Source organism: Chitinophaga sp. CF118, from assembly GCF_900112615.1.
Lineage (GTDB): Bacteria > Bacteroidota > Bacteroidia > Chitinophagales > Chitinophagaceae > Chitinophaga.
In genome coordinates this window covers 125,299-151,527 of sequence record NZ_FOMK01000013.1, presented here as the reverse complement: position 1 = coordinate 151,527, position 26,229 = coordinate 125,299, and the positions used below count along the sequence as shown (strand labels likewise).

Genomic DNA, 26,229 nt, shown 5'->3' with positions numbered 1-26,229 from the left:
CAAGAAATTGCATCTTTGGCTAAACTCTTTTAAATGAAAAAGATAGCCCTGTTACTGAGCTTATTATCTGTTTGTTTTCCGGCATTTTGCCAAGATACTCCGGCTGAACAACAATTGATCGAAAAGACGATCGCGCCTTATTTCGACGGCTGGGCAACCGGCGATACAGACAGTGTATTGACCAGGGCATCCTACATCATGGAAGATGCCTATGCGGAGGCAGGGAGGAAAGTTGATTCCCTGTTTGCCTCTTACAATTCGCATACTCCCGGTGCTGCTGTAGCCATTGTTAAGGACGGCAAAGTTGTTTTCCAGAAAGGATATGGAATGGCCGACCTGGATCATGATATACCCATCACACCACAGACGGTTTTTAACATTGCTTCGGTATCAAAACAATTTACGGCCTTCGCCATATACCTGTTGGCCAGTGAAGGCAGGATCTCGCTCGAGGATGATATCAGGAAATACATCACTGAATTGCCGGACTACCATACCGTTATCAAGGTGAAACATTTGCTGGGTCATACAAGTGGTTTAAGGGACCAGGCGGCGATCGGGTCATTAGCCGGGAACTCGTCAGGCGACATCTCCACCACCGAACAAATTTTGAAATTAACAGTAAGGCAAAGAAATTTAAATTTTACGCCGGGTACCGCATTCGGTTATTGCAATACCGGCTATACCTTGCTCGCAGAGATCATACACCGCGTGACCGGCAAATCATTTGCAGCCTACACAGAAGAGAAGATATTTAAGCCCCTCGGGATGACCAGCACCCAGTTTTATGACAACCATGAGAAAGTGGTAAAGAATAAAGCAGCGTCCTACGAGCTGATAAATGGAATTTATTACCATAAGCCATTGAATGTTTCCAATCCCGGCCCTTCCAATCTCCTCACTACTGTGGAAGATTTAAGCAAATGGGTCTTGAATTTCGAGAATCCGGTGGTGGGAACACCAGAATTGATAAAAGCGTTCAACGAAGCATCTTACCTGGACAATGGCCGGAAAGTGGTATTGAGGATATCCGGAGACCACGACACGATCTTTCATGCCAAGGGACAAAACCTAAGTAATTATAAAGGGGTTGATATGATCACACATGGAGGACATGCAGCCGCTTTCCGCACTTTTATGGGTCGCTTCCCCAGTGAGCATCTTGCCATCATTGCGCTCAGTAACGATGAATACAATGAAAGGCTGAACGCCCGGTGGCAGATTGCAAACTTTTATATTAAAGACAAGTTGAAAGAGGAAAAGCCACTTGCCCCTACACCAGATCAATCAATAGTTAAACCAATCGTGGAGTACCCCGACAATCTGAAGGATTATGCAGGAGAGTATTACAGCGATGAACTCAGCACCAGCTATACATTCGTTGTGCGCGGGAATGCACTTATCATGACCCACCTAAGGTTGAAAGATATTGAATTGAAGCGGGAGGATGACAATAAATTTTCAGGCTCCGGCCCGGAAACCTTTGCATTTGAAATGATGTTTCTGAAAAATGAAAAACACGCTGTTACCGGCTTCACGATTTCGAATTTCGGCGTAAAGAATTTAAAATTCATGAAAGTAAAGTAACCAGAGCCAGACATCCAATGGTGGTTAAGTTAAAGAGGATATGACTATTCACCATTTTCCTAGCGCCAGTCTTATTTTGAATTTTAATAATATATTATGTAGTTTTATGTTTCAAACTCTTAAATCATCGCTTATCCGAAAACTACAGTTGAAGGGACAGGCAAAAAAATGACAAATGAAAAAAATAGTACTAGGTTCCTTTTCCTTATTGGTGTTAACCTTTATTCTTTTTATATCTCAAACAGGCTGTAAAAAGGAAACATTTACTAATATTACAAAGGTGGACACTGTTTACAAGTGTACACCAACTATACAAGGCTTATGGACAGGCATGCAATTAAATTCAGCATCTGCCGGGCAAACCTGGAGCTGCTCCATCAGAGCGGATGGCACGGCATCATATGAAAATACAATTTTTGGTATACGTCAACTTTCTACTGGCACCTGGACACTCACAAATGAAACCTGGACGTGTAATATGACTTGTGTGTATGGTGTTGAAAAATTTATTGGGGCAGCACAAACTTTCACTGCAACTTATAATGCAACAACCGGAACTCTGACAAATGGAACTTATGTAACAACTACACCCGGCCTCGAAGACTCTGGCACTTTTACTTTAACAGAGGTTAACTAAGAAATTGCGTACAACTGTATATTGCAGATCAGTTAATCGCATATATTCTCAAAGCAGAAATACTTTTTTACTTTTCTTTTCGCCGGAAAAATATAAAACAATTCATTCTGATAGTATCATGTGATACTATCAGAATGAATCACCAAAATAGAAATGTTCCTAATAGATGTGAATGCAGAGATATAAAGATTACCTGCACTTATTTTATTTACCTGCCTTTTCTGATATATTCTTTTTTACAACTTCCTAGTCATCCCCTTTCAAAATTTCAGCTTTCTTTTTTTGCAATCAAATCATTTAGATCTACCGAAGATAAAATGTCCAATGACAATTGTTTACCCAGAAAGTCAGAATATGATTCTTCGTTTAGCTTTACTTTAATTTCAAATGAGATATTGAGAGCATCTTCAAATTTTTCCATGATATGAGTGTTGATACTTTTTGTTCCTCTGAATAATTGAGTGATATAACTCTTCGAAGTGCCAACCATTGCAGCTAACTTCTGCTTATTGATATTTTTTTCGTTACAAACTTTTTCTATTTCGCTCAGAACTTTGTAAGATATCATCTGAGCATTATGCTCGGTTCTCTCAGCTTCATTTTCAAAGGAAAATAGCGATTCATACTCCGGATTAATAACGATATTATTGGATTTTATACTCATAACCAGCCACTTTTAGGATAATCAGAATTTCTTTTTTTGTCACTTTATCAGACTTCTTCTTTAAATAATACCAAAGTTAAGCTATCGGTTAATACTTCAAGGCTAACCAATTGCTTAACTTTTCAAAAAATATTTTATACCTTCTTATTTTCAAAAGATGAAATCTTCTAGTTCAAAAAAGCAATGATTTCAAATATTATAACCAATTTAAAAAGAAGCCAGTTACATCTTATATTAACCAACAGATTAAGCAGGATATCGATAAGATTCCTGCTGCAATAATTAATATGATGAGCTCTTTATAATGATAATCGGGTATTAATTATATTTACTTAAAATAGCAAGTATCGTCGCAAAGGCTTAATGATTGTTTGCGGCTATATTTTAAAAGATCATGGACAATAAAGTCGATAACATTCAATGGATTATCCAGAAAAACCTGACTAACAGATCGGATATACAATTTCTGAAATCCTCTTTTGAGAAGTTAGGAATCACTTATCAGGAGATTGACGTGATACCTTTCTCCCCTGTTCTTCCTGACTTTGATAAAGAGCGCAAAACTATTTTCTACGGCTCTCTCACCCTGGGTAATCTGGTGATGCAGGACGAATTGTTAAGTCAGGGGCTGTTTATGGACTACGCCGCTTTTTCTATGGAAAACTATTTCAGAAAATGGAGTAATCATATGCTTAATTATGGAGCCGTAGTTACCTCATTCCATGATTTAATGAAGATGGACTTTGAAAAAGAAACACTTCTATTCATCCGCCCGGACGATGACAGTAAATCTTTCTCCGGAGAGGTAAAGGAATTCGGTGAAATAAGCTCATGGTATGATAAGCTTAAAATGTTTGATAATACAAACCTCTCCCCAACCAGCAGAATAGTTGTTTCTAAACCGTATAACATTAAATACGAATGGCGACTATGGATTGTCCGAAAAAAAGTGGTTGCCGCTTCAAGATACCGGGAAAACTTCCAACTTAGCAAGCAAAGAGGCTGCCCTATGGAAGTGACAATGTTTGCTGAAGAAAGATGTCAGGAATACACTCCGGCTGATGTATTTGTAATGGATGTTTGTTTATGTGGGAACGAATATTTTATCGTTGAGTGTGGATGCCTGAATGCAGCAGGATTCTATGATGCGGATATCGAGGCTATTGTATTTTCCGTCTCAGAGTATTTTGCTGAAATGCAAACAATATAATTTTCTGATATTATAGCTATGAAAATAATTTTTTAATAGCTTGACTTCCCTTGCATCATTAAGTAGTTCGCATTTGTATAATTACCTCCATCCCGACTACACCAAATAGTTTTTGCAAGGTTTCAAGGGATGGATTAGCCTCCCCTTTTTCAATTTTTATGATTGTTCTTAGACCGAATTCTACAATTTCTAAATGTGTTATAAACCTTGAGGAAATCATAATAAAAGAGTCTGACACTGCCAAAATTCTGATATAGGACCAAATAAAAAGGGGCTGTCTCGTATTGAAACAGCCCCTTTTTTATACTACAATTTTATCCATCTCCTACAGAAACGGTTGTTAATCTTTCGTGGGTTGTGTACCATGGTAACTGGTATCTATCTGGCCGCGGTCTATCATTTTAATCTGATCCCTGGCCTTTGGATCCACATTTAACAAGTGCAGTGGTTCTGGTGAATTCTTAAGCATTTCAACCACACCCAGATAATGGATGGGTTGCAATTGTTTATCTTCCAGGGTTATCACTGTTTCAAAAGCATAAACGGGTTGCAGGATAGTTCCGTTATTATCATAGTAAGATTTATTGACGCTTTTCGTATCATACTTTGCTGCTGCTCCAAATTCCTGCGCAATCTGTCTTTTCAACAGTCCTTCAGCTTCTTCGCGGGAAATCAGTTCTTCAGGTTTCAGTTGCCGTTTACCCGAAGTTTGATTCAGTTCCCTCCAACGGTAAATTAAGCCCAGCACTTCGCCTTTGTCGCCAATGTTCACTGCGATCTTGGAGCCTGCTCCTATCACCTGTAAACTGTCTATTATACGACCGTAGGTAAGTGTGATCAGTTTATCGACTATGGGACCTTTCACGGATTGCGCACGCAAACCACCTTCATGCACTAGTTTTAGCTGTTCTGCGTTTTTAGGGAACAGTCCTTTATCACGGATAAACTTTTCGCTTATCTTAATCGCGTCTTCCTTGCCGGGTAACTGGGGTACAAAATCGCCCAGGTATACCTTACTGAATTTATTGAAGGCAAAGTTACCAGTTGTAAGATCCTGTTCCAGGGTTGTGTTAACATCATCCGGAGATACGAAGTAAGCTATATTCTCATCTTTAGATACCGTCAGGTCTTGAATTGACTGCATCCCAAGGAAGTCGCTTATTAGTTTCTTAGTATTATCCGGGGAAAGAGGAGCTGTCTTTTCAAACGAATATACATATAAGGGTGTTCCGGTTTCTTCCTGCAGATGGGTCCTGTTACATTTACAGGCACACAGCATGAGACAACTTATAAAAACAGCTGCGTAAGCTGGATTTTTTATAATCATGGTATTGATATTAAAGGTGAAAGAAAATGATATACACTACTCAAAACTGCCACCAGGTTTTCATACCTGCGGTTCCACCTGCCGGATCTCCGGCATAACTACCCAAGCGGTCGTTTTCGGTAGAAGTGTATATGATAGCACTGGCATAACCGGGAAATTCAGAATAAGTTCCATTGGAATAGAACGTTCTTTCTCCGTCTACTGCGCTAAACCAGGACTGCCATATCCCTCCGTTTGCCTTTAGTTTGTTGGCAAAGCGGTTAGGAATACCATTATCCGAATAGCTTAATGTACGGAAGCCTGCCAGTTGATGCAGACCCTGGAAAATAGGATTCCACGGTGTCCACCAGTCACCACCTGCAGGGGCCTCCGGTGCGGATGCCACGGTAGAACAGGATTCAATAATCATAAATTCAAGATCTCCCCCGGTAGAGAGGTCGCCATAAGGAGGACAGCTACGCAGATCCACACCAGTGTTGGGTGTCTGTTTCGTTTGTACACTATAGGCACTTCCGTGGGCTGCTACATAAGCCAGATCCATTCTATCTACGAAATCCTGGTGGTTGGTATTAAATTCAAACGGTTCTGCCCAGAAGTATTGTACTTCCTGCCAACGGTTTCCACCAACAGATTGCCAACCCTGGAAATTCTTGATAAAGTTCCAGACGTTTCTTACAAAGCGGTCTTCCGCCTGGTCTACATACCCGCCGATTTCACGATCAGCGGCTTTAACATGATTAACTGCGAAACAGGATAACATGAACACTACAAAAAGCGTTCTTGCCCTGGAGAATAAGGGGTTACATCTTTTCATGATTTTGTTTTTTGGAGTTAAATACAAACTTATTACACTACTGACAATTACTAATGTTGTGGTAAATACGCTCTGATTTTTCTAAAAAAAGTTATCTGGATTTTTTTCGGGGTATTGCTGTGCCATTCTCGTATGTTCAAATATACAAATTTCCGGTTAACCTCCTACTATTTCCGCCATTTGTATTACACAGCTGTTTTTTTAGCCATTTCAATGGCACCAAAAGAACGCCCGATTACTCCTGTGGCTTTTATGAACTGGTATAATATCTAATTTAATAATATATTGAATAATAAAGGCAATAAATTAGACCTTTGAAATCAAAAAATAAAACATGGAGAAGCTGATAGCCTATATCCATTCCCTCATGAATTTTTCTGAGGAAAGTTGGGAGATTCTTTCTCCGGCTTTGATAACAATGGAATTTGAGAAAGATCAGTACCTGTTGCAGGCCGGCAAAGTATGTAATTCCTTGTTCTATATCAGCAAAGGTTATTGCAGAGCTTTTTATGATAAAGACGGACAGGAAATAAATACTTCTTTCTTTTTTGAGAATAGTATAGCAACCAATATAAATAGCTTTGCCAAAGAGGAGAAATCAGAATTTTCTATCCAGGCTTGCGAAAACCTAACTGTAGTACAATTTGATAAGAAGAAATTGCGGGAAGCCTCTCAACTAGATCCGGCAATTGAAATGCTGGGTAGAAATTGCTTACAGCGAATAGCTGCCAAACAGGAAAATGATACAGCAATATATAAATTGATGACCGCTAAAGAGCGATACGAATATTTAGAAAAATACTCACCGGATATTTTACAAAGAGTATCGCTGACTCAACTATCTTCTTACCTGGGTGTTGCAAGGGAAACATTGAGTCGTATACGCAGTAGAAGAGTTTTGTGACGATTGTCACAGGTTAAACTGAATAAATCAAACAACCTTTGTACGGAGCATTTGAATTTAACAGTATTTAATCATTGACAATTTAAAGAAATGACACAAAACACTTCACAACTCCAGGAAAACAATACAAAGGAAACGGTGCTTTCCTTTATTAACGCGTTGAATGTAGAAGATTTTAAGGCAGCCAGGAAACTGGTAAGTGAAGATCTAATCTTCATAGGTGTACTTGGTACCCGCAATGGTGCGGAGGCATACTTTAGTGATATGGAAAAAATGAAATTAAAGTATGAGATTAAAAAGGTATTTGCTGATGGAGATGACGCATGTCTTTTATACAATATTAATATGGGAAGTGTAACTGTATTTGCCAGTGGATGGTATCAGTTAGCTAACGGTAAAATAAGTTCATTCAAGGTAGTTTTTGATCCTCGTCCACTTCTGGAAACTGCTGCTCCGAAATAATTTCTCCATCATTCTTTCTATTCTTTCAGAACAGGTTGTGCGGATGAACAACCTGTTCTGAAAGAATGAAAGATCGCTATTCACTTTCAACAGGTAATTCCTTCTTTTTCTCCATTAATTCCTCAAAAACAGCAATGTATTCCTCACCCCATTTATCCATTGCCATCACCACTGGTAATAAGGACTCTCCAAATTCAGTAAGAAAGTATTCCACTTTCATAGGAAGTTCAGTATATATAACCCGTTTAATAATTCCATGATGCTCTAATTCGCGAAGCTGGAGATTAAGAACACGGGGACTGGCAGAAGATACCGCCCTTTGCAGTTCACTGGTTCTTCTCACACCGTTATTAATGCAATAGATCAGATATGACTTCCATTTGCCGCCAATAATTTCCATGATAACGGCCATACCACAGTTAAGTACTTTTGGAATTTTCTTCTCATACATAAGCTGATTCATTTTAAGGTATAAAATTACCATACTTTCTGATTTATTGGGTAGGGAAAAAATTATCCCTATCTGAATATAATTTCCCTTCTTGTTTCTCATCGCTGATATCCCGCACTTTGCAGCATTATTTTTCACTAACAAAATATTTGGCAGTATGACAACAACTAGAGAAGTTTCAGTTATTGGCCTGGGATCAATGGGAGCAGTGCTTGCCCATACATTAGTTCGCAATGGATATCGCGTTACCGTTTGGAATAGAACAAGAGCAAAGGCAGAGCCTCTCATAAAGGAAGGTGCCGCGTTTACTCCGGACATTGTAACAGCAATCAATGCCAGTCCTGTGATTATTATTTGTGTAACCGACTATCAGGTAACCAGAAATATTTTAGAACCTGAAAATGTAGCTTCCTCCCTCGCAGGGCGGACTCTCGTTCAACTGAGTACCGGTACTCCTAAAGATGCACGGGATGCTGAAGCCTGGATACGTGGAATTGGAGCAGATTATCTTGATGGCGCTATTCTGGCAACACCGAGTCAGATGGGAATGCCTGATACTCCTATTTTTTTATCAGGATCGGGAACCGCATACCAAAAAAGCGAACAGATACTTAAAGTTCTTGGAGGCAATTTAATGTATATGGGAGAGGCTGTAGGATCTGCCTCTGCCTGGGATATAGCAGCACTTTCGAGTTTATTTGGTTTGATGATTGGATTCTTTCACGGTGCCCGGGTTATAGAAGAGGAAGGGCTTCGGGTAGATGCTCTTGGGTCTATGATTGCCGGGATCGCACCCGTATTAGGTCAGATGGTTAAAAACACAAGTGATGATATTCAGAAAGAAGATTATAGTGAACCGCAAAGTACGCTTGAAATTTGCGCTCTTAGCTTCGAACTAATGATAAGACAGTCTCGCGAAGCTGGTATCAATGCGGAAATTCCGGAGTTTGCTTTAAAGCTTTTCAGCAAAGCACTGAATGCAGGTTATGGAAATGAGAGGCTTGGCGCCCTTATCAAAACATTAAGGGCTGGTTCCTGATATTTCCCCCTACTCTTCTTCTATCATAGATAGTAAATTATTTATCTTCAACAGATAAGTATTGCTAAAATGTTATTTAAAACCGAAAAGTATCATAAATTAGTTTTATGACTTCACTTGCATATAAACGGCTAAAGGAAGCCTTAATAAATCAAGGTAAACTAGTAGGCTCTTCTCCAGAAGAGGCTACCAGGTTTATCAATGATATGGGTATCAGGCATATTGTCAGACCCAATGTTTCCATCTCTCCCAGGGAAGCGAAAGCTGCTAAAAATGCTACTGGAAAGTAATTACTAAGAAGATTGCAAAATAGTTTTTGTCTGATATTTCAAACAAAAACCATATTTTTGTTTGAAATATCAGACATTGGAGAAAAAAAAGAGCGTATTACTTCCTACCAATGCAAAAGTCTTAAGGGCGTTGGGCGAAAATCTGAAACTTGCCAGGAAGCGCAGAAAGCTTACACTGGTACAAGTTGCGGAAAGAGCTGGTATAGCCCGTTCTACCTTATGGCTTATAGAAAAGGGAGATCCTGGAGTAGCCATGAGTGCATATTTACAGGTACTTTTTGTATTAGGATTGGAAAAAGATCTGCTCAAAGTAGCCACTGACGATTTATTAGGTAGGAAGTTGCAGGATGCAAAATTATTAAGTAAGCCGGGAAAAGATATAAAATAACTAATGGCAGAATCAAAAAATATATGGGTATATGCCGACTGGGTAGATTTAAAAGGAGCCCGGCTAATGGGACAATTGAAAATTGAACCAGTCAGAGGTAAAGACGTCTTTTCATTTCATTATGAGAAAAGCTGGCTTGACAGTGGCTATGCCCTTACTATTGATCCTGACCTTGGATTATTCACTGGCCCTCAATATATACGTGATGAGAAAGTAAACTTTGGCATTTTTACAGATTCATCTCCTGACCGATGGGGTAAATTATTAATGAAACGTAGGGAAGCTCTCCTTGCCCGACAGGAAAATCGAAAATCAAAAGTGCTTTTGGAAAGTGACTATTTAATGGGGGTTTTCGATCTTTATAGAATGGGGGGCATTCGTTATAAATTGGATCCAGACGGACCATTTGTAGATGATAATGCTGGCATGGCTGCACCACCATTGACATCACTTCGCACTCTTGAAGCTGCAAGCCTCGAATTAGAAAAGGATGACTCCATTGATAGTCCGAAATATGGCGAATGGATGAATTTATTACTTGCTCCTGGTTCTTCATTAGGTGGTGCCAGGCCCAAAGCAAGTGTCATAGATGCAAAAGGCCATTTGTGGATAGCAAAATTTCCAAGCCATACAGACGATACAGATATTGGTGCCTGGGAAGCTGTAGTAAATAATCTGGCAATATCGGCAGGTATTAATGTCTCCAAAGGAAGGGCTGAACGATTTACGACCCGCCAACACACTTATCTTACCAAACGTTTTGACCGGGCCGATAACGGTGAAAGGATTCACTTTGCCTCTGCTATGACGATGTTAGGATATACCGATGGCGCAGATGGCGGGATGGGTGTTTCCTATCTTGAACTTGCTGAGTTTATTACACGTAACGGAGCCTCTCCTGATCAAGATCTGGAAGAGCTCTGGAAAAGGATAGTTTTTAATATATGTGTTAATAATACTGATGATCACCTACGTAATCATGGGTTTTTATGGCATGAAAAAGGATGGACATTATCTCCAGCTTATGATATTAACCCAGTCCCAATCGCAACAGGTCTTACACTGAACATAAATGAAGATAGCAATGAACTTTCTATTGATCTCGCACGTGAAGTTGCAACGCAATTTCGGGTGAGTAGTCACAATAGAGAGATAATCATTGATCACATCATTAAGGCAGTAAATGGATGGCAGGCAGAAGCCACCAAAATTGGCATCCCTAGAAGAGAAATACAGGAAATGGAAAGAGCTTTTGACATCACGACGAAACAATAACTCTATCTTTATCCTATAATCAACCCATATGACCAAAAGAGTAAAATTCGACTTTGAAATCTATTTCACAAACGGCGGTAGTATTAAAGGTGAAGACTTTCGCCTGGATATCAGCGGAGAAGATATTTCAGACAAAGAGCTGGCAGACTATATCGTGGATGATCTGAGATTGTTAATGGTGGGACAAACAAATATCCTCAATAAAGAGATCTTAACAGAACCTCATAAACGTACTCCCATTAATACCGGCAAAGGAAGCGGACTACTCATCGACTTAAGTCATACTATAGAAGACGGACTAGTCACTTACAAAGGGTTACCTGCACCTGTTATCTGCGACTACCTGAACAGGGAGCGCTCCCGCGATTTTTATGAAGAAGGCACTACATTTCAGATCGGGAAGATAGAAATGGTGACCAATACAGGAACCTATATTGATTGCCCCTTTCATAGATTTGAACATGGTAAAGACCTGTCAGAAATCGGATTGGAATACTTCACGGATCTGGAAGGGATTGCTATTTCCATACCATATGCAGATACGCTTTCCATCACGGCAAATCACCTGAGAAATTACGAGATCAGGAACCGGGCGGTATTAATTCATACTGGCTGGGCGGAGCATTGGAATACGGAAAGGTATTATGAGAATCATCCTTCCCTTACAGAAGATGCAGCAGTATATCTGAGAGATTGCCAGGTAAAACTGGTAGGTATTGACTCTCATAATATTGATAATACAAATGGCAAGAGCCGGCCGGTCCATACAACACTCTTAGGCGCAGAGATTCTGATTGTAGAACACCTGTGTAACCTGGAGCTATTACCACAGGAGGGTTTTACTTTTAGCGCTATTCCTCCCAAATTTAAAGGAGTAGGTACGTTTCCGGTAAGGGCAATGGCGAAGTTGAAATAATGGTGTCATGTGAAATATTTATTCCATCTATCAGAAAAAAGCTTTTACTTTGTGTCATCTTAACACAAAGTAAAGATGAATAAAAACTCAAGGGTAGAAATTGCCCAACAAACCATAGATATAATGGCGGCAGGTCATTATATAAATAAACAGCAGCAAACTGTTGATATCAGTGCCGATCTGAAAAAATCAGTAGACAACACTATACGCCGGAAGATTTTGAGAGGAAACAATTTGCCCGCCTGGACATACCACAGCATAACGAAAAGTGTATTATCGAAGTAACAGATGAAAGTACTTTCGCTGCTACAAGACGACTGGTAGTGACAGAAGGCATTAAAAATGTATGCTGTCTTAACTTCGCTTCCGCCAGGAATCCCGGTGGAGGCTTCTTAAAAGGCGCAGATTCCCAGGAAGAAACGTTGTCAAGAGCAAGTGGTTTATATGCCAGCCTGATCACAAAAATGGAGATGTATCAGATAAACAGGGATCATGATTCCTGTCTTTACACCGATCATATGATCTACTCCCCACAGGTGCCCGTTTTCCGGGACGATAATGACCAGCTGCTGGATGAACACTACTGCGTATCTATCATCACAACTCCTGCTGTAAATGCCGGTGCTATAAAGATGAATGAACCACATCGAGTAGATTATATACCGACAGTCATGTTCAACAGAATAGAAAAGCTGTTATCCCTGGCTATAGTGCAAGGACAAACCACACTGGTACTGGGAGCCTGGGGATGTGGGGTTTTCAGAAATGATACAAAAGATGTAGCGGCCTGGTTTGCACAACATCTGCAAAGTGAGTTATTCAGCAAAGCCTTTTCACGCGTTGTATTTGCCATTTACTCCCCTTCAGAAAAAAAAGAAACACTGAATATTTTCAGGAAACAATTTGCTTGATCCTGTCGACCTGAATATTCCCTAAAAGATAAAAATAACCAGGCTGGCTAAAGAACAATGCAGTTCGAATACCTATAATTCTTAACTTTCCGGCCAGAATGCACCTCCTCCGCAAACATATAGAAAGAATCATTCCTTTAACTGACAGTGAGTTTGACTACATACTCTCCCACTTCACCAGTAAAAAATACCGTAAACACCAGTTCCTGATCCAGGAAGGAGATCTCGTACCGCATGAATTCTTTGTACTGAAAGGTTGTTTAAAATCCTATATGCTGAATGATGAAGGGAAAGAACACATCCTCCAGTTAGCAATAGAAGATTGGTGGATCAGTGATTTTGAGGCTTATAATAAACATACTCCGGCATCCTTAAATGTCGACTGTATCGAAGACAGTGAAGTATTAGTCCTCACCTATGAGAACAGGGAAAAGATGTGTGCCGGGATGCATAAACTGGAACACTTTTTCAGGAAGATTTCAAATTCCGGATATGTAGCCCTGCAACAAAGAATCCTGTGCCTGCTGAGCAGCACCGCCAAAGAACGCTACGATAAATTATTGCTGCAATACCCCCACCTCTTTCAACGCGTACCCAAATCAGTTATCGCGTCTTACCTGGGTGTTTCCAGGGAAACCCTCAGCCGTTTAGTATAAACTCCTTACCGTGATATTTATCACATCAAAAAAGTGATCTATATCCTTTACCCGCCCATCCCCTGGACCGAACTTTGCTGAAATAAAATCAGTAAATTCATTTAAAATCATAAAATTATGAACTTAGGTCTGGACAATAAGACAGCACTTGTATCTGCCTCATCAGGTGGAATCGGACTGGAAATAGCATTGGCACTGGCAAAAGAAAATGCAACAGTAATCATCAATGGCCGTACAGAAAAATCTGTGGCAGATGCCATCGCAAATATCAAACAACAATTTCCTGGTGCAAAGCTGAAAAGCCTTGTTGCGGATATCGGTACCAAAGAAGGATGTGAAAAAACAATCAGCGAAATACCTGAAGTGGACATCCTGGTGAATAATCTCGGTATTTATGAGGCAGTAGGATTTTTTGAAGAAACAGATGAGTCCTGGTTCAGGATTTTCGAAGTAAACATTATGAGTGGCGTACGTTTAAGCCGTCATTATGCTAAGAAAATGATTGAGAAAGGCACCGGAAGGGTAATATTTATTTCCAGTGAGTCTGCCATCAATCCTGCTCCAGAAATGGCACATTATAGTGCTACCAAAACCATGCAGCTGGCTATTTCAAGAAGCCTGGCCGAATTAACAAAGGGTACAAAAGTGACGGTGAATGCGATCCTTCCGGGGTCTACCAAAACGGAAGGTGTGGCTAAGTTTATTCAGGATATCTTCCCGGAACTCCCTTCTCCGGAGGCTGAACGGGCTTTCGTGAGTGAAAATCGGCCGACTTCATTAATTCAGCGATTGATTAATCCATCTGAAATTGCAGACTTTGTTGCCTTTGTGGCAAGCGAAAAAGCATCTGCTATTAATGGTGCTGCACTGAGAGTTGATGGAGGAATTGTACGAAGTGCTTTTTAAAATAACAAAGGGCCGTATCAAAGTATGATACAGCCCTTTGTTATTTTAATACATTTTATGCTTTGCCAAGTTGCTTCAGCATCTTGCCATGCGCCCAGAGGGCCTGTATAAAGTTAGATTGTACGTTATAAGGTATCTTAAAAGATGTTGTAATCGATTTGACAATAGGTGCCAGCTTCCGGTAATGGACATGGCAAATACCACTAAACAGGTGATGTTCTATCTGATAATTAAGTCCTCCGATGAACCACGACAGAATACGACTGCGTGGAGCATAGTTAGTTGTATTGGCTACTTCATGCACTGCCCAGGAATCTTCCATTCGCTTCTGATCTCCAATTTCTACCGGCAGGCTAAAGGCAGATGCTCCTATTACATGGGCCGGTTGAAAGATACAGGACAGGAATAAACCTGCCACAAAATGCATCCCTAAGAAACCTGCAAGTACCAGGTACCAGGGCATACCGGAAAAGATAATCGGCAATACCAGGATATAAGCATAATAAAACACCTTCGCCAAAGAAATACGTAACACTGCTGTTTTCAATGTCACTTTTTGTTTTACCAGCAAATCATGCTGTTTATAACGGAACACCTGGATATAATCTTTTACCGTCATCCAGAACAGGGTCATGATCATGTAGAAAAACCAGGCGTAGATATATTGATAACGGTGATACCAGTGTCGTGGTTGATTTGGGGAAAACCGCAACAGCTTGATGCTGTCGATATCTTCGTCCAGTCCGGCGATATTGGTATAAGTATGATGCAGAATATTATGCTGAATTTTCCAGTTAGCTACATAACCACCTATCAGTTCAAGAATATGACCGATAAAGTTATTGACCCGTTTATTGGCAGAATAGGCACCATGATTGGCATCGTGCATTACGGAAGTACCAATGCCCGTCATACCAATCCCCATCAGAAACCAGAACCCAAAGAATAACCAGGGATTGCCGGCAGCCACACCTGTAATGATAAGAGTACAGGGGGCAAAATATAAAGTCAGCATCACAGCCGTCTTCACCCACATTTCAGTATTTGCGTAGGTCGAGATTCTATTGGATTCGAAATACTCATTCACGGCTTTACCAACTGCTTCCATAAAACTGTCCTTCCCTTTGGGCGCAAAGCGGACAATCTCTAATTTCTTTATTTTCATGTAATAACTTTTAAAAGGAATATCTCAGACGATCTTGCAAGCGGAGGAGATGAAGTGAACAAACTATCAGTAAAAAAATCATCTGTAGTAATCTCCCGTAATCTACGAAACTTGCGGTAACTCCCCAAAAGTGATATGGCAATCAGGCAATTATGGGAGGTGAGAAATTGCCCGTTTTGTTATAGACAAAAGCAGTCTAAACGGATAAGACCGAATAGCAGGCACTACCTTGATAATAAACGAGTAGTTTGGGGTGACAATAAACAACCTCATTAAATGTTTTGTTAAATAAGATTGTATCAGGGTTACCATCTTACTTATATAAGAAAATATTTATGTTATAATTTGTGCTATATTTCGGCTACTTTTTTAAACAGACCATGAGATACACACTTTTTCTAGTTTTAGGGATCATTTGGAGTGGAATTACAATTGCACAGGACCCACCAAAGAGGACTCCCCGCAGAATGGACGATTCGTCCCTCTTTAGTGATGATAATACTCTTACACGGAGCGATTATCTTACCAGGTTCGAAAAAATATTCCAGACCCTGAATAAAGCACCTCTTGTAACAGGTTCTTTTGTTTTGGCGGATGATATCCAGGAACACCTGATTGAAAGCGATTCCGCTTTAAACATCCTGAAAAATAAGTTCACTTCCACCGACAGAGCATTGAATATCCGCAACCTGCAGATGTATAATACTCTGCTGGATGAGCTGGACCGGAATATGAAGGGTTACGCTACAACCCTGGAAAACTACGATAAGAAACTCGATGATCTGAAAAAGGAAATCCGGGATCTGAGAAAAGATACCGTGATGCGGAACGTTTTCAGGGATACGGCATTACGTGCTTCATTTATACCGCAGTTACAACAACTGCGTACCAAATGGAAACGGGCAGACAGCCTTATAAAACGCAGCACTGCTCAGATCAATGATTTGAAAGCACATACATCTTCCAATACCATCTCTACAGAAGAGTTATTATACCAGGCAGATGCTTCTTTAAGCGCGGTAGGCAACAAAGCCTTGGGCAAAGAACGCCGTTACCTGTGGGAACCACCTAGTGCAAGAACAAATATGTCCAGAGCCGGATTTAAACGATCCGTGAATGATGAACAAAAACTGGCGGAGTATTATTTTGTCCATACCCGAAGTAAACGCTTCTGGCTGCTGCTTACCGGACTGGCCTTCTTCTTCTGGGTGTTTTACAATTTCCGCAGTTTGAAAAAGCTGAAGAAAATGAGTGCAATTGACAGTTTCCAGTTCAGCTATATCAGCCCCGTACCTGTTACCGCCACCTTACTGCTGATCCTGAACTTTGCTCCTCTGTTCGATGTACATGCACCGGCAATCTATATAGAGACTACCCAGTTCCTGTTAATGCTCTTATTAACATTCGTTTTTTATAAACGATTGCCAAAGGATCTTTTCTGGGGATGGTGCTTCTTCTTAATACTGTTCTTATTATTACCTGGAATTCGCATCCTCGGCTTACCGCTGCGCCTGATGCGCTGGGCTACCTTCATAATAGATATCGTTTCTATCCTGCTGGGATTATATTTTCTGTCACGCTCTAAAGAGATTAAAAGTAAATACAAACTGATCTCCTATGCTGTCGGACTGTACATATTCCTTAACTTCCTGGCCGTAATCTGCAACCTGTTCGGTAGAGTAACCCTCTCCCAGATCTTTGGCAGTACGGCCGTATATTCACTGGCACAGGTGGCTAGTCTGAGTGTATTGGTACAAACCATCACAGAGGCATTTTTACTGCAGATCCAGAGTAGCAGGATCCGTAAGCACTACCCTGAACAGTTTGAAGTAAAAGACATCACTAAATCCATCTATCGGTTGGTAACAGTATTGGCGGCATTATTATGGTATATAGTGTTCACTACAAACCTGAATGCTTACGATGCCCTCAATGATCTGTTAAACGGACTGTTCACCACACCTGTTGCCATCGGCAGCTTCTCCTTTACACTGGGAGGAATCGCCATCTTCCTGGGCATTATATGGGTGGCCAACTTCCTCCAGCGTTATATAGCTTACTTTTTTGGAGATACCGGTGATGATGCTGCTTTTGATGATAAGGGACAACGTTCCCGGCTACTCATCACCCGCCTTGTTTTACTGGTACTGGGCTTCCTGCTGGCAGTAGCCGCCTCCGGCCTACCGATGGACAGGATCACCGTAATAATAGGTGCATTGGGTGTAGGTATCGGTCTTGGTTTACAAAGCATCGTTAACAACTTTGTGTCAGGGATCATACTGATCTTCGACCGCCCACTGAGAATAGGTGATACTGTAGAAATAGGCGGACAAAAAGGACGGATAAAGGAAATCGGCATCCGTACAAGTACCCTGCTAACAGAAGAAGGTGCAGAAGTGATCATGCCTAATGGAGACGTACTCTCCCATAATATCACAAACTGGACACTGAGTAATAATCATGCAAGGGTAGCGTTGAATTTCAGTATTGAAAAAGCACCAGCGGCAGAGCAGTTGAAACAGGAGATCCTGGAAATTGTGAAAAGCAACGAGAAAGTGGTGGAACGCCGGGAAATTGAAGTGATACTGAGTAATGTATCTTCCAAAAAGACAGAAATAAAAGTCTATTTCTGGTGCAAGGATATCAGCAAAGTATCCGGCATTTCAGAAGAGGTACATAACTCGATTTACTTCCATCTGGAAAAGAAAGGAATCATTATTTTATAAATCGGAAATTCCCGATACCTTTGCATCATGGAACAAGTTGAAATATTCAAGGCGCTTTCAAACAAAACCCGGCTCCAGATACTGGGTTGGCTGAGAACGCCCGAAATACATTTTCCGGAGGCAGAATATGGGGAATTAACCCAAAATGGGGTTTGTGTAGGGTCCATTCAACATAAAGCGGGCCTTACACAATCCACCATTTCCGAATATCTGACCATCCTGCTGCGGGCTAATCTGGTAATAGCTACCCGCGTGGGACAATGGACCTATTACAAAAGAAACGAACATGCCATCAAAGAACTTGGGTTGGCCATCCAGGAAGCATTATAGCCCCATTTACCCCTGATAAAATAATATCCCCAATAGATAAATGAATATTACATAAGGGACATACTATTCCTATAGATTTGTAACCGGTAATATTCCCGCGGTGAAAACAAGTTCCTCCTTCTATGATTGATAAGGTTACTTTAAAAGAAAAAGTTGCCTATGGTTTCGGCGACATGGCTTCGTCTATGTTCTGGAAACTGTTTGGTATGTACCTCCTGTTTTTTTATACTGATGTATTCGGACTGAAAGCCGCTGCTGTGGGAACCATGTTCCTGATCACCCGCATATGGGATACACTTTTTGATCCCGTTGTAGGTACGCTGGCCGACAGAACCGCCTCCCGCTGGGGAAAATTCCGCCCTTATATTCTCTATGTGGCCATCCCATTCGGCGTAATAGGAGTACTCACTTTCACTACTCCCGATCTTTCTGAGAGAGGTAAACTGGTATATGCATACATCACCTATTCCGCCATGATGATGATCTACTCGCTCATCAATGTGCCTTATGCCTCACTATTAGGCGTTATATCAGCCGATGCAAAGGAAAGGAATACACTGGCATCTTTCAGGATGGCATTTGCCTTTGCCGGCAGCCTGATAGCTCTGGCTATGATAGAACCCTTAGTTACCTTTTTCAGCAAAGGCACAACGGTAAGAACTGCCTGGCAAATGGCTGTGGCTGTAATCGCTGTTATATGTGTACTGCTATTCCTGGGTTGCTTTGCAGGTGTGAAAGAAAGGGTACAACCAATAAAAGAAGAAAAACCTTCCCTGAAAGAGGATCTGAAAGATCTCTCCGGCAACAAACCCTGGTGGATCTTACTCTGCGCCGGTATTATGGCGCTGATCTTTAATTCCATCCGCGACGGTGCTACCCTCTATTATTTCAAATACTTTATTCAGAATATAGAAGCATTCAAACTCGGTACTACCAGTATTACTTATTCCACTCTCTACCTGATAGTGGGTCAGGGTGCGAATATAATTGGTGTGATTCTGGCTTCTCCGGTAGCGAATCGCATAGGTAAAAAGAATACTTATATGGGGGCGATGGTGATCGCTTCCGTGCTGAGTATCCTCTTTTACTGGCTGGGAAAAGAACAACTTGTGCTGATCTTTTCATTCCAGTTTGTAATCAGCATCTGCGCCGGAATTATCTTCCCGCTTTTATGGTCCATGTATGCGGATATCGCAGACTATTCGGAATGGAAAAGCGGTCGCCGGGCTACAGGACTTATCTTCTCCTCTTCTTCCATGTCGCAGAAGTTCGGCTGGACCATAGGCGGTGCACTAACGGGCTGGCTGCTGGATGCTTTTGGCTTCAAAGCTAATCAGGTACAGGGCAGCAGCGCACAAACAGGCATCTTGTTAATGCTCAGTTTCTTACCAGCTATCGGCTCCTTTTTATCTATCATATTCATCGCTTTATATCCACTTTCTGAGAGCCGTGTGGCAGAAATAGCCATTGCATTGGAAAAACGGAGAAAACAATCCTGACAAATGCAGCCATTAAAACAGTCAGCACAAACTGCACTCAAAAACATCCTGGATTTTTGGATGAATCATACGCCAGATCATGAAAACGGTGGTTTTTATGGTAAACTGGATAATGATAATCAGGTAGATATTACTGCGGATAAAGGAGCGGTATTGAATACCCGCATCCTTTGGACCTTTTCGGCGGCATATAACATCACAAAAGACTCCCGGTATCTTGAAATAGCACACAGAGCCTTCAGCTATATCGATCAGCATTTCCTTGATACGATATATGGTGGCATCTTCTGGAGTGTAGACTATAAAGGAAATCCTGCTGAAACAAAAAAGCAAATCTATGCACAGGCATTTTACATTTATGCCTGCAGCGAATACTATATCGCTACACAAAATAAATATGTAAAACAGTTGGCAATTGATGCCTACCTACTGATCCAACAGTACAGCTTTGATAAATCTTTGGGCGGTTACCTGGAAGCCCTTACAAGGGAATGGCAGGAAATCAACGACCTGCGATTAAGTGAGAAAGATGCCAACGAAAAGAAAACAATGAATACCCACCTCCATATACTGGAGGCATACACGAACCTTTATCGAATATGGCCAGATGCAGACCTTGCAGCGGCGATCAGAGGTTTACTGGATATCTTCCATGATAAGATTCTTAATACCCACACAGGGCATTTAAATCTCTTTTTTGATGAACACTGGCAGGTGAAGGGAGATATCATTTCCTACGGACATGATATTGAAGCCAGCTGGCTGCTCCTGGAAGCGGCAGAGGTATTGAACGATCATACCCTGGTTGAAAAATTCAAACGTGTAGCCGTGCTAATGGCAGATGCTACCCTGGAAGGTATTGATATCGATGGAGGATTGTGGTATGAATATGAACCTTCCGGTCATGGGCTGGTATCCGAAAAACACTGGTGGCCTCAGGCAGAAGCGCTGGTAGGTTTTGTGAATGCCTGGCAGGTAAATGGGGATGAACATTTTCTGCAAATCGCCTCCAATAACTGGCACTTCATTGAAAAGTATATTCTCGATCCATCTAAAGGCGAATGGTTCTGGGGTCGAAAGAAAGATTATACCATCATGCCGGAAGATAAAGCCGGATTCTGGAAATGTCCATATCACAATGGGAGGGCATGTATCGAATTGATAAAAAGACTGTAAATCAAATAGTTAATATAACAATAAAAGGGAATGGCCTGCTACAGCGGGCCATTCCCTTTTATTGTTATGACCCTGAAACAAGCCATAGTCCTGTCTGATTCTACTTTTCTTATAAGTTGCTACCTACCTTCCTATAAGCTTCTTATATGGTTCCTATAAGCTAAGCTTATATAAACCTAGGTAGAACCTTATAGGAACAGGCTTAGCAGGTTATAAGCATATAGGAATTTGGGTACAGATTCTGTCTTTAACTGTAAACCTGTATCAGGATTAAACAACCTTGAAACTCCTGTGTTTTTAAGTACTTAAATGATTCGATTCTTATGAATATTAGGTTACAAAGCTTCAAAATCTACCTTTTGATTATTTCATACAAAACACTATTAATTGATTGCTATAACAATCAATTAATAGTGTTTTGTATGAAATAACAAACATTTATAAGAAAGACCTGGTAAATACTCCCTTCTCTTTATTCTCATTTTATACATTATTTTCATCTCCCAACATATTACAGGGAACACATAATTTGATTGCTATATCAATCAATTACTGTATTTTTGTATGAAATAACAAACATTGACTGAAAGGAAAACCATACTATTACCCAACAATCAAAAAATCTTAACAACATTAGGAGAGAATATCAAGCTGGCCCGTAAACGGAGGAAATTGACTTCTACTCAAGTAGCGGAACGGGCAAATATTGTTCGCTCTACCTTGTATTTAATTGAAAAAGGAGCTCCGGGAGTTACATTGGGCTCGTACTTACAAGTCCTTTTTGTACTCGGTCTGGAAAAAGATCTTTTAAAAATTACCGCCGATGATGAGTTGGGAAGAAAACTGCAGGACGCAAGGTTGCTAAATTCCAAAGATTTCAGAAAAGGGTAATATTTAAACTTTTGAACTAAATATGGCAAAGGATATATGGGTATATGCGGATTGGGTCACATTAAATGGGCCACGTTTAATGGGGCGTTTACATGTAGATCAGGAAAGAGGTAAGGAAACCTTTTCCTTTAATTACGATCAGGAATGGTTAACCAGTGCCATTGCCTTAAAGTTAGACCCCGATTTAGATCTATTTACAGGTCCTCAATATGTAAGGAATGAGAAACCAAACTTTGGCATTTTTACAGATTCTTCTCCAGACAGGTGGGGACGTGTACTGATGAAACGGAAAGAAGCCTACCTTGCCAGACAAGAGAAGCGAAGCGAAAACCAAGAGCATTACTTGACAGTATGTACTGATTAAACAAATAACAATTGCAACTGCACGCTGGCAGGAAGAGGCTGCTAAGCATGGAATACCTCGTGCCGAAATAACACAAATGAGAACTGCATTTCTTAGCTAGCTGCCCGGGTATTTCATTTATGAATCTCCCACTTCGCAAACTTTGCACAGTGCGATCGAAATCTGTCCGCTTACCACAAGATTATATTCATCAGGATCCTTGCAAATACTTATTTTCCTGATTTAAAATCTATGGAGGATGGAGGCGCATCCTCTTCCCCACTACCCCACTGCTTATTTGGGGCTTCGCCCATCACCAGCTTTAACACACTGCCTTCCAGTACTACCTGATGGGTAAACCAGGGCTTATTTAATGGTTTACCATTCAATGTGGCACTCTGAATGTATTTCTTACTATCAGAACTACCAGGAGCATCAATGGTAAACACTTTACCATTGGATAATTTGATCTTTACCTGCTCAAACACGGGGCTGCCGATATTATATACCGGGATACCGGGTGTTACCGGGCTGAATCCCATCATGGAAAAAACAACAAAGGCCGTCATTCCTCCTCCGTCTTCATCCCCCGGTATACCAAACAGATTATCCGTATACCAGGTGTTCATAAGCATCCGGATTCTTTTCTGTGTTTTCCAGGGAGCCCCCAGATAATTGTAGATGTAAGGGATATGGAAACTGGGCTCATTGCCCATTACAAATTGTCCTACCAGCCCTGTTGCATCGGGGAAAGTATACCAGAGCTGGTATTTACTACGGCCCAGATCTTCACGGAATAACTGATCCAGCTTTGCTTCTGCTTTTGTACGACCACCCATCAAACTGAAAAGCCCTTTCAGATCATGCTTTACATCCCAATTATAGGTATAGGCATTGTTTTCTGTGAAGTAATCACGGCCACCCTGCCCACCGGAAAATTTGGGATCAATAGGATCTATCCATTTCCCATTTGCATCTTTAGGCCACATAAATCCTTTATCCGTACGGAATACATTACGGTAATAAGCCGCCCTTTGCAGGAATAATGCTTCATCATCTTTATGACCCGCAGCTGCTGCCAGTTGGGCAATACACCAGTCGTCATAACTATTTTCCAGTGTTACTGCCACTGCCTGCCTCCGTTCGAAGTTATCTACCTCCCGGACAGTTTCTCTTTCGTTGGGTTTTAATGCCGGCATATATCCATGACCGGTATAAAAACTATCCAGGGAAGTAGCAGCGCCATTCCTCCAGGGTAATAATGTTGCTTCGAGAGCATTCTTTTTCAGTCCTTCATATGCTTTGGGAAGATCAAAATCACGTACCCCTTTGAACCAGGCATCAGCCATCCAGGCGGCCGCATGGTTGCCCGTCATACATGGATAATCTCCAAAAGCCAACGCGAAAGAAGGCATCCAGCCACTCTGTTCATACATCTGCACATAAGACCGGATCTTGTCTGCTTCCATCTTTGGATTCAGCAGCGTTTGTAAAGGTTCAAGGGCAATGTAAGTATCCCACAACCAGTTATCGACATAAAACGGCTGATCTGAAGTATGCACCTTATGATCATATGCGCTGTAATATTTCCCATATTCATTGATGTTCACCATCCGCTCATATGCACGATACAGAGAAGTATAGAAAACCTTTTTCTGTGCAGGCGTACCACCTTTTACATCTATCTGTCCAAGGGTTTTATCCCACACGTTATAAGCGCGCTGTTTTACACCGGCAAAGTCCCAGGCAGGGATCTCCTTCTGCAGGTTCAGCTTAGCCTGTTCTACACTGATAAAAGAAATACCATAACGGAATTCTACTGTTTGTATTTTCTCTCCCGTGCCTATCAGTAACTGTGTTCTCCTGCTTTGATCCCGGTAGCCGGTACTGGTAATATCAGTGTTCAGCTCTGCATAAAAGAACGCTTCCATTCCTTCAAACCTTTCCGTACCACTGATCACACGCTTGCCGGACACCACGATATCACCATTGCCATTCAGCACGTTAATGCGGATACCATGATGAGTGTTGCCATTAAAATGAAAACGGAAATATCCACTGTGAGCTGCAGGTGTAAATTCTACCTGGTCTGTATCTTCGAGGAAAGCACTGTAATAGTAAGGAGTGGTTTGTTCACGGTCATATACTGCAGGAGACAGCCAGTTATAATCATCTACATCTCCGGAAATTGGCATCATACCAAAAAGGTTATCCTGCCTGTGAGAAGAGATGGTGAGGGGGAAATAACTGATCCGGTCGTCCAGTTGATCCCTTCTGAATGGGAATACCCGGACCATACTATTAGGCAAATGTACGGCAGGACGGGTAGGTTCCAGGATGATCCCTACACCTCCGATAGTGGGATCTACATAACTTACATTACTACGCACAGCCTGCCCGCTTACTTGTTGTACCATACATAACGCTATCCATCCTAATACTCTTTTCATAACCTGCTTTTTGAATTTGCAGATGGAAAATACAACCGAAAAGGAGACTATCCAAAACAATACTTACCGGCAAGTTTCAAACAATATTCCTCGTTTTCTTGACAAACTGCCTGATAGCATTATTATCAGCAGGTCTCCTGAACTATAAAAGAGTTACATTATTAGTTAGCGGGAAACCAACTTGCTGATACACGAAAATAATTGACTAGTAGTTTGCATCCGGAGGAGTTAGTCCAAACATCTGACTAAGATGTTTATAAATTTCGGGATGATTCTGTTTAAATTGTTCTGGTTTTTGAAAGAAATATTCAGCAGCTACAGCCAGAAATTCTGCTTCATTGGTTAATGCATATGGATTAATGTCAGATTCTCCGGCTTCAATGCGGCGCATTTCCTGGTGCATCATTTGAAGCCAGGGAATGGTATATTCATGTCTCATCAAATTTTCTGGTATACCATCTGTCGCCCCGTCAGACATGTCCAATAAATGAACAAATTCATGAATTGCTGTATTCCCTTTACCTGATGGCTTGGAAAAGCCTTTAACCAGTGCCTCCCTTGATAAAAGCATCTGACCATTCATGTAACCAGAACCAACCATGCCCAGAATATTTCTGTCTCCACCCTCAAATTGAAATTCGTGATTGAATGTATCCGGATAAAGGATCACATTTGTTAAGTTCCTATATTTCCAATCAGGGAAACCAAAAATTGGGATCACTGCGCTTGAGGCAATAAGGGTCCTGTCAAGATCGGTTATTTCTGTTCCTACTCCTTCAATACGAACGTATTGCAAAAATTCCCGGACCATTCTTTCAAATCTTGCTTTACCAATGTCATCCAGATCCTGATAATATTCAACATGCTCATTTAAAATTGCTCTATAAACACCCAAAAGATTTTTATCCTTCAAAAGTGCATTCTTATTTCTTTTCCGGAGCAAGAGATATACTGCCACTAATATTGGCAGGCCGATTATAATGAAGTTCATAATTAATTTTCTCTAATGAAAAACAGGCATAACCATTAAATTAAACAGTTTCCCATATAGCAATGGTAGCTGCTTACAAAAGTATATTTTATAAGCATAGCCTTCTTAAAAATTACTAATAAAACCAGATAAAAAAATGCGATCAAGCCCTGCCGCTATGAAACGACAGGACCTGATCGCTAATTCAAAATATTCTCATGGTTATGAACGAAGATTATCTT

At 40.9% G+C, this 26,229-nt stretch carries 27 protein-coding genes; 20 read left to right on the top strand and 7 right to left on the bottom strand.

Going from position 1 to position 26,229, the window contains the following annotated elements; genetic code table 11:
- Positions 1–33: 33 nt before the first annotated feature.
- Entirely contained in the window at positions 34–1,587 is a 1,554-nt protein-coding gene (locus BM176_RS29730) for a serine hydrolase domain-containing protein (RefSeq protein ID WP_090108044.1), read from the top strand.
- A 175-nt stretch (positions 1,588–1,762) separates the two neighbouring features.
- A complete protein-coding gene (locus BM176_RS29725; protein ID WP_090108043.1) occupies positions 1,763–2,224 on the top strand; it encodes a hypothetical protein in 462 nt (153 codons plus the stop codon).
- 268 nt (positions 2,225–2,492) lie between these two features.
- Here BM176_RS29725 and BM176_RS29720 read toward each other — a convergent pair whose 3' ends face one another.
- Positions 2,493–2,888, bottom strand: a complete 396-nt coding sequence (locus tag BM176_RS29720) for a helix-turn-helix domain-containing protein (protein WP_090108041.1) — start codon at positions 2,886–2,888, stop codon at positions 2,493–2,495.
- A 394-nt stretch (positions 2,889–3,282) separates the two neighbouring features.
- Between BM176_RS29720 and BM176_RS29715 the strand changes: the two genes are divergently transcribed.
- Positions 3,283–4,098 (top strand): ATP-grasp domain-containing protein, encoded by an 816-nt coding sequence (locus BM176_RS29715; protein ID WP_090108040.1) that lies wholly within the window; start codon positions 3,283–3,285, stop codon positions 4,096–4,098.
- Positions 4,099–4,438: 340 nt separating this feature from the next.
- Here BM176_RS29715 and BM176_RS29710 read toward each other — a convergent pair whose 3' ends face one another.
- The gene (locus tag BM176_RS29710; RefSeq protein ID WP_090108039.1) at positions 4,439–5,425 is read right to left on the bottom strand and encodes a hypothetical protein; all 987 of its coding nucleotides are present in this window, start codon (positions 5,423–5,425) and stop codon (positions 4,439–4,441) included.
- Between the two features lie 40 nt (positions 5,426–5,465).
- Positions 5,466–6,239 carry a DUF6345 domain-containing protein gene (locus BM176_RS29705; protein WP_143097954.1) on the bottom strand — a complete coding sequence of 258 codons (774 nt, stop codon included), beginning with the start codon at positions 6,237–6,239 and terminating at the stop codon, positions 5,466–5,468.
- A 334-nt stretch (positions 6,240–6,573) separates the two neighbouring features.
- Between BM176_RS29705 and BM176_RS29700 the strand changes: the two genes are divergently transcribed.
- Both BM176_RS29700 and BM176_RS29695 read left to right on the top strand, forming a co-directional pair.
- Positions 6,574–7,143: a Crp/Fnr family transcriptional regulator gene (locus BM176_RS29700; RefSeq protein WP_090108036.1), complete on the top strand. Its 570-nt coding sequence runs from the start codon at positions 6,574–6,576 to the stop codon at positions 7,141–7,143.
- Between the two features lie 90 nt (positions 7,144–7,233).
- Positions 7,234–7,605, top strand: a complete 372-nt coding sequence (locus BM176_RS29695) for a nuclear transport factor 2 family protein (RefSeq protein ID WP_090108035.1) — start codon at positions 7,234–7,236, stop codon at positions 7,603–7,605.
- 76 nt (positions 7,606–7,681) lie between these two features.
- Here BM176_RS29695 and BM176_RS29690 read toward each other — a convergent pair whose 3' ends face one another.
- Entirely contained in the window at positions 7,682–8,056 is a 375-nt protein-coding gene (locus BM176_RS29690; protein WP_090108094.1) for a winged helix-turn-helix transcriptional regulator, read from the bottom strand.
- Between the two features lie 91 nt (positions 8,057–8,147).
- On the opposite strand from BM176_RS29690, the gene BM176_RS29685 reads away from it, so the two are divergent.
- The 9 genes from BM176_RS29685 (at position 8,148) to BM176_RS29645 (ending at position 14,437) form a co-directional block, all read left to right on the top strand.
- Positions 8,148–9,095 carry an NAD(P)-dependent oxidoreductase gene (locus BM176_RS29685; RefSeq protein WP_255373610.1) on the top strand — a complete coding sequence of 316 codons (948 nt, stop codon included), beginning with the start codon at positions 8,148–8,150 and terminating at the stop codon, positions 9,093–9,095.
- A gap of 107 nt (positions 9,096–9,202) precedes the next feature.
- Positions 9,203–9,385, top strand: a complete 183-nt coding sequence (locus tag BM176_RS29680) for a hypothetical protein (RefSeq protein ID WP_090108032.1) — start codon at positions 9,203–9,205, stop codon at positions 9,383–9,385.
- A 61-nt stretch (positions 9,386–9,446) separates the two neighbouring features.
- Positions 9,447–9,773: a helix-turn-helix domain-containing protein gene (locus BM176_RS29675; protein ID WP_255373609.1), complete on the top strand. Its 327-nt coding sequence runs from the start codon at positions 9,447–9,449 to the stop codon at positions 9,771–9,773.
- Between the two features lie 3 nt (positions 9,774–9,776).
- Positions 9,777–11,048 (top strand): type II toxin-antitoxin system HipA family toxin, encoded by a 1,272-nt coding sequence (locus BM176_RS29670; protein ID WP_090108030.1) that lies wholly within the window; start codon positions 9,777–9,779, stop codon positions 11,046–11,048.
- Positions 11,049–11,076: 28 nt separating this feature from the next.
- Entirely contained in the window at positions 11,077–11,964 is an 888-nt protein-coding gene (locus tag BM176_RS29665) for a cyclase family protein (RefSeq protein WP_090108029.1), read from the top strand.
- A gap of 75 nt (positions 11,965–12,039) precedes the next feature.
- Entirely contained in the window at positions 12,040–12,249 is a 210-nt protein-coding gene (locus BM176_RS29660) for a TIGR02452 family protein (RefSeq protein WP_090108027.1), read from the top strand.
- Entirely contained in the window at positions 12,153–12,875 is a 723-nt protein-coding gene (locus BM176_RS29655; protein WP_090108026.1) for a TIGR02452 family protein, read from the top strand. The genes BM176_RS29660 and BM176_RS29655 overlap by 97 nt, the downstream gene beginning before the upstream one ends.
- 98 nt (positions 12,876–12,973) lie before the next feature.
- Positions 12,974–13,531, top strand: a complete 558-nt coding sequence (locus BM176_RS29650; protein WP_090108025.1) for a Crp/Fnr family transcriptional regulator — start codon at positions 12,974–12,976, stop codon at positions 13,529–13,531.
- 117 nt (positions 13,532–13,648) lie between these two features.
- Positions 13,649–14,437, top strand: coding sequence for an SDR family NAD(P)-dependent oxidoreductase (locus BM176_RS29645; RefSeq protein WP_090108023.1), 789 nt, complete (start codon positions 13,649–13,651; stop codon positions 14,435–14,437).
- Between the two features lie 55 nt (positions 14,438–14,492).
- Here the strand turns inward: BM176_RS29645 and BM176_RS29640 are convergent, their stop codons facing one another.
- Positions 14,493–15,602, bottom strand: coding sequence for a fatty acid desaturase family protein (locus BM176_RS29640; RefSeq protein ID WP_218162304.1), 1,110 nt, complete (start codon positions 15,600–15,602; stop codon positions 14,493–14,495).
- A 380-nt stretch (positions 15,603–15,982) separates the two neighbouring features.
- Between BM176_RS29640 and BM176_RS29635 the strand changes: the two genes are divergently transcribed.
- The 6 genes from BM176_RS29635 to BM176_RS29610 all read left to right on the top strand — a co-directional run bounded on the left by BM176_RS29635 (position 15,983) and on the right by BM176_RS29610 (position 22,588).
- Positions 15,983–18,328 (top strand): mechanosensitive ion channel domain-containing protein, encoded by a 2,346-nt coding sequence (locus BM176_RS29635; protein WP_090108022.1) that lies wholly within the window; start codon positions 15,983–15,985, stop codon positions 18,326–18,328.
- Between the two features lie 27 nt (positions 18,329–18,355).
- Positions 18,356–18,658: an ArsR/SmtB family transcription factor gene (locus tag BM176_RS29630; RefSeq protein ID WP_090108021.1), complete on the top strand. Its 303-nt coding sequence runs from the start codon at positions 18,356–18,358 to the stop codon at positions 18,656–18,658.
- A gap of 122 nt (positions 18,659–18,780) precedes the next feature.
- A complete protein-coding gene (locus tag BM176_RS29625) occupies positions 18,781–20,157 on the top strand; it encodes an MFS transporter (protein ID WP_090108019.1) in 1,377 nt (458 codons plus the stop codon).
- Positions 20,158–20,160: 3 nt separating this feature from the next.
- A complete protein-coding gene (locus tag BM176_RS29620; protein WP_090108018.1) occupies positions 20,161–21,333 on the top strand; it encodes an AGE family epimerase/isomerase in 1,173 nt (390 codons plus the stop codon).
- A gap of 579 nt (positions 21,334–21,912) precedes the next feature.
- The gene (locus BM176_RS29615; protein WP_090108017.1) at positions 21,913–22,224 is read left to right on the top strand and encodes a helix-turn-helix domain-containing protein; all 312 of its coding nucleotides are present in this window, start codon (positions 21,913–21,915) and stop codon (positions 22,222–22,224) included.
- A gap of 22 nt (positions 22,225–22,246) precedes the next feature.
- A complete protein-coding gene (locus tag BM176_RS29610; RefSeq protein WP_090108016.1) occupies positions 22,247–22,588 on the top strand; it encodes a HipA N-terminal domain-containing protein in 342 nt (113 codons plus the stop codon).
- Between the two features lie 209 nt (positions 22,589–22,797).
- Here BM176_RS29610 and BM176_RS29605 read toward each other — a convergent pair whose 3' ends face one another.
- Positions 22,798–25,017, bottom strand: coding sequence for a GH92 family glycosyl hydrolase (locus tag BM176_RS29605; protein WP_090108015.1), 2,220 nt, complete (start codon positions 25,015–25,017; stop codon positions 22,798–22,800).
- A gap of 205 nt (positions 25,018–25,222) precedes the next feature.
- Entirely contained in the window at positions 25,223–26,008 is a 786-nt protein-coding gene (locus BM176_RS29600; protein WP_090108014.1) for a M90 family metallopeptidase, read from the bottom strand.
- Positions 26,009–26,229 lie beyond the last annotated feature (221 nt).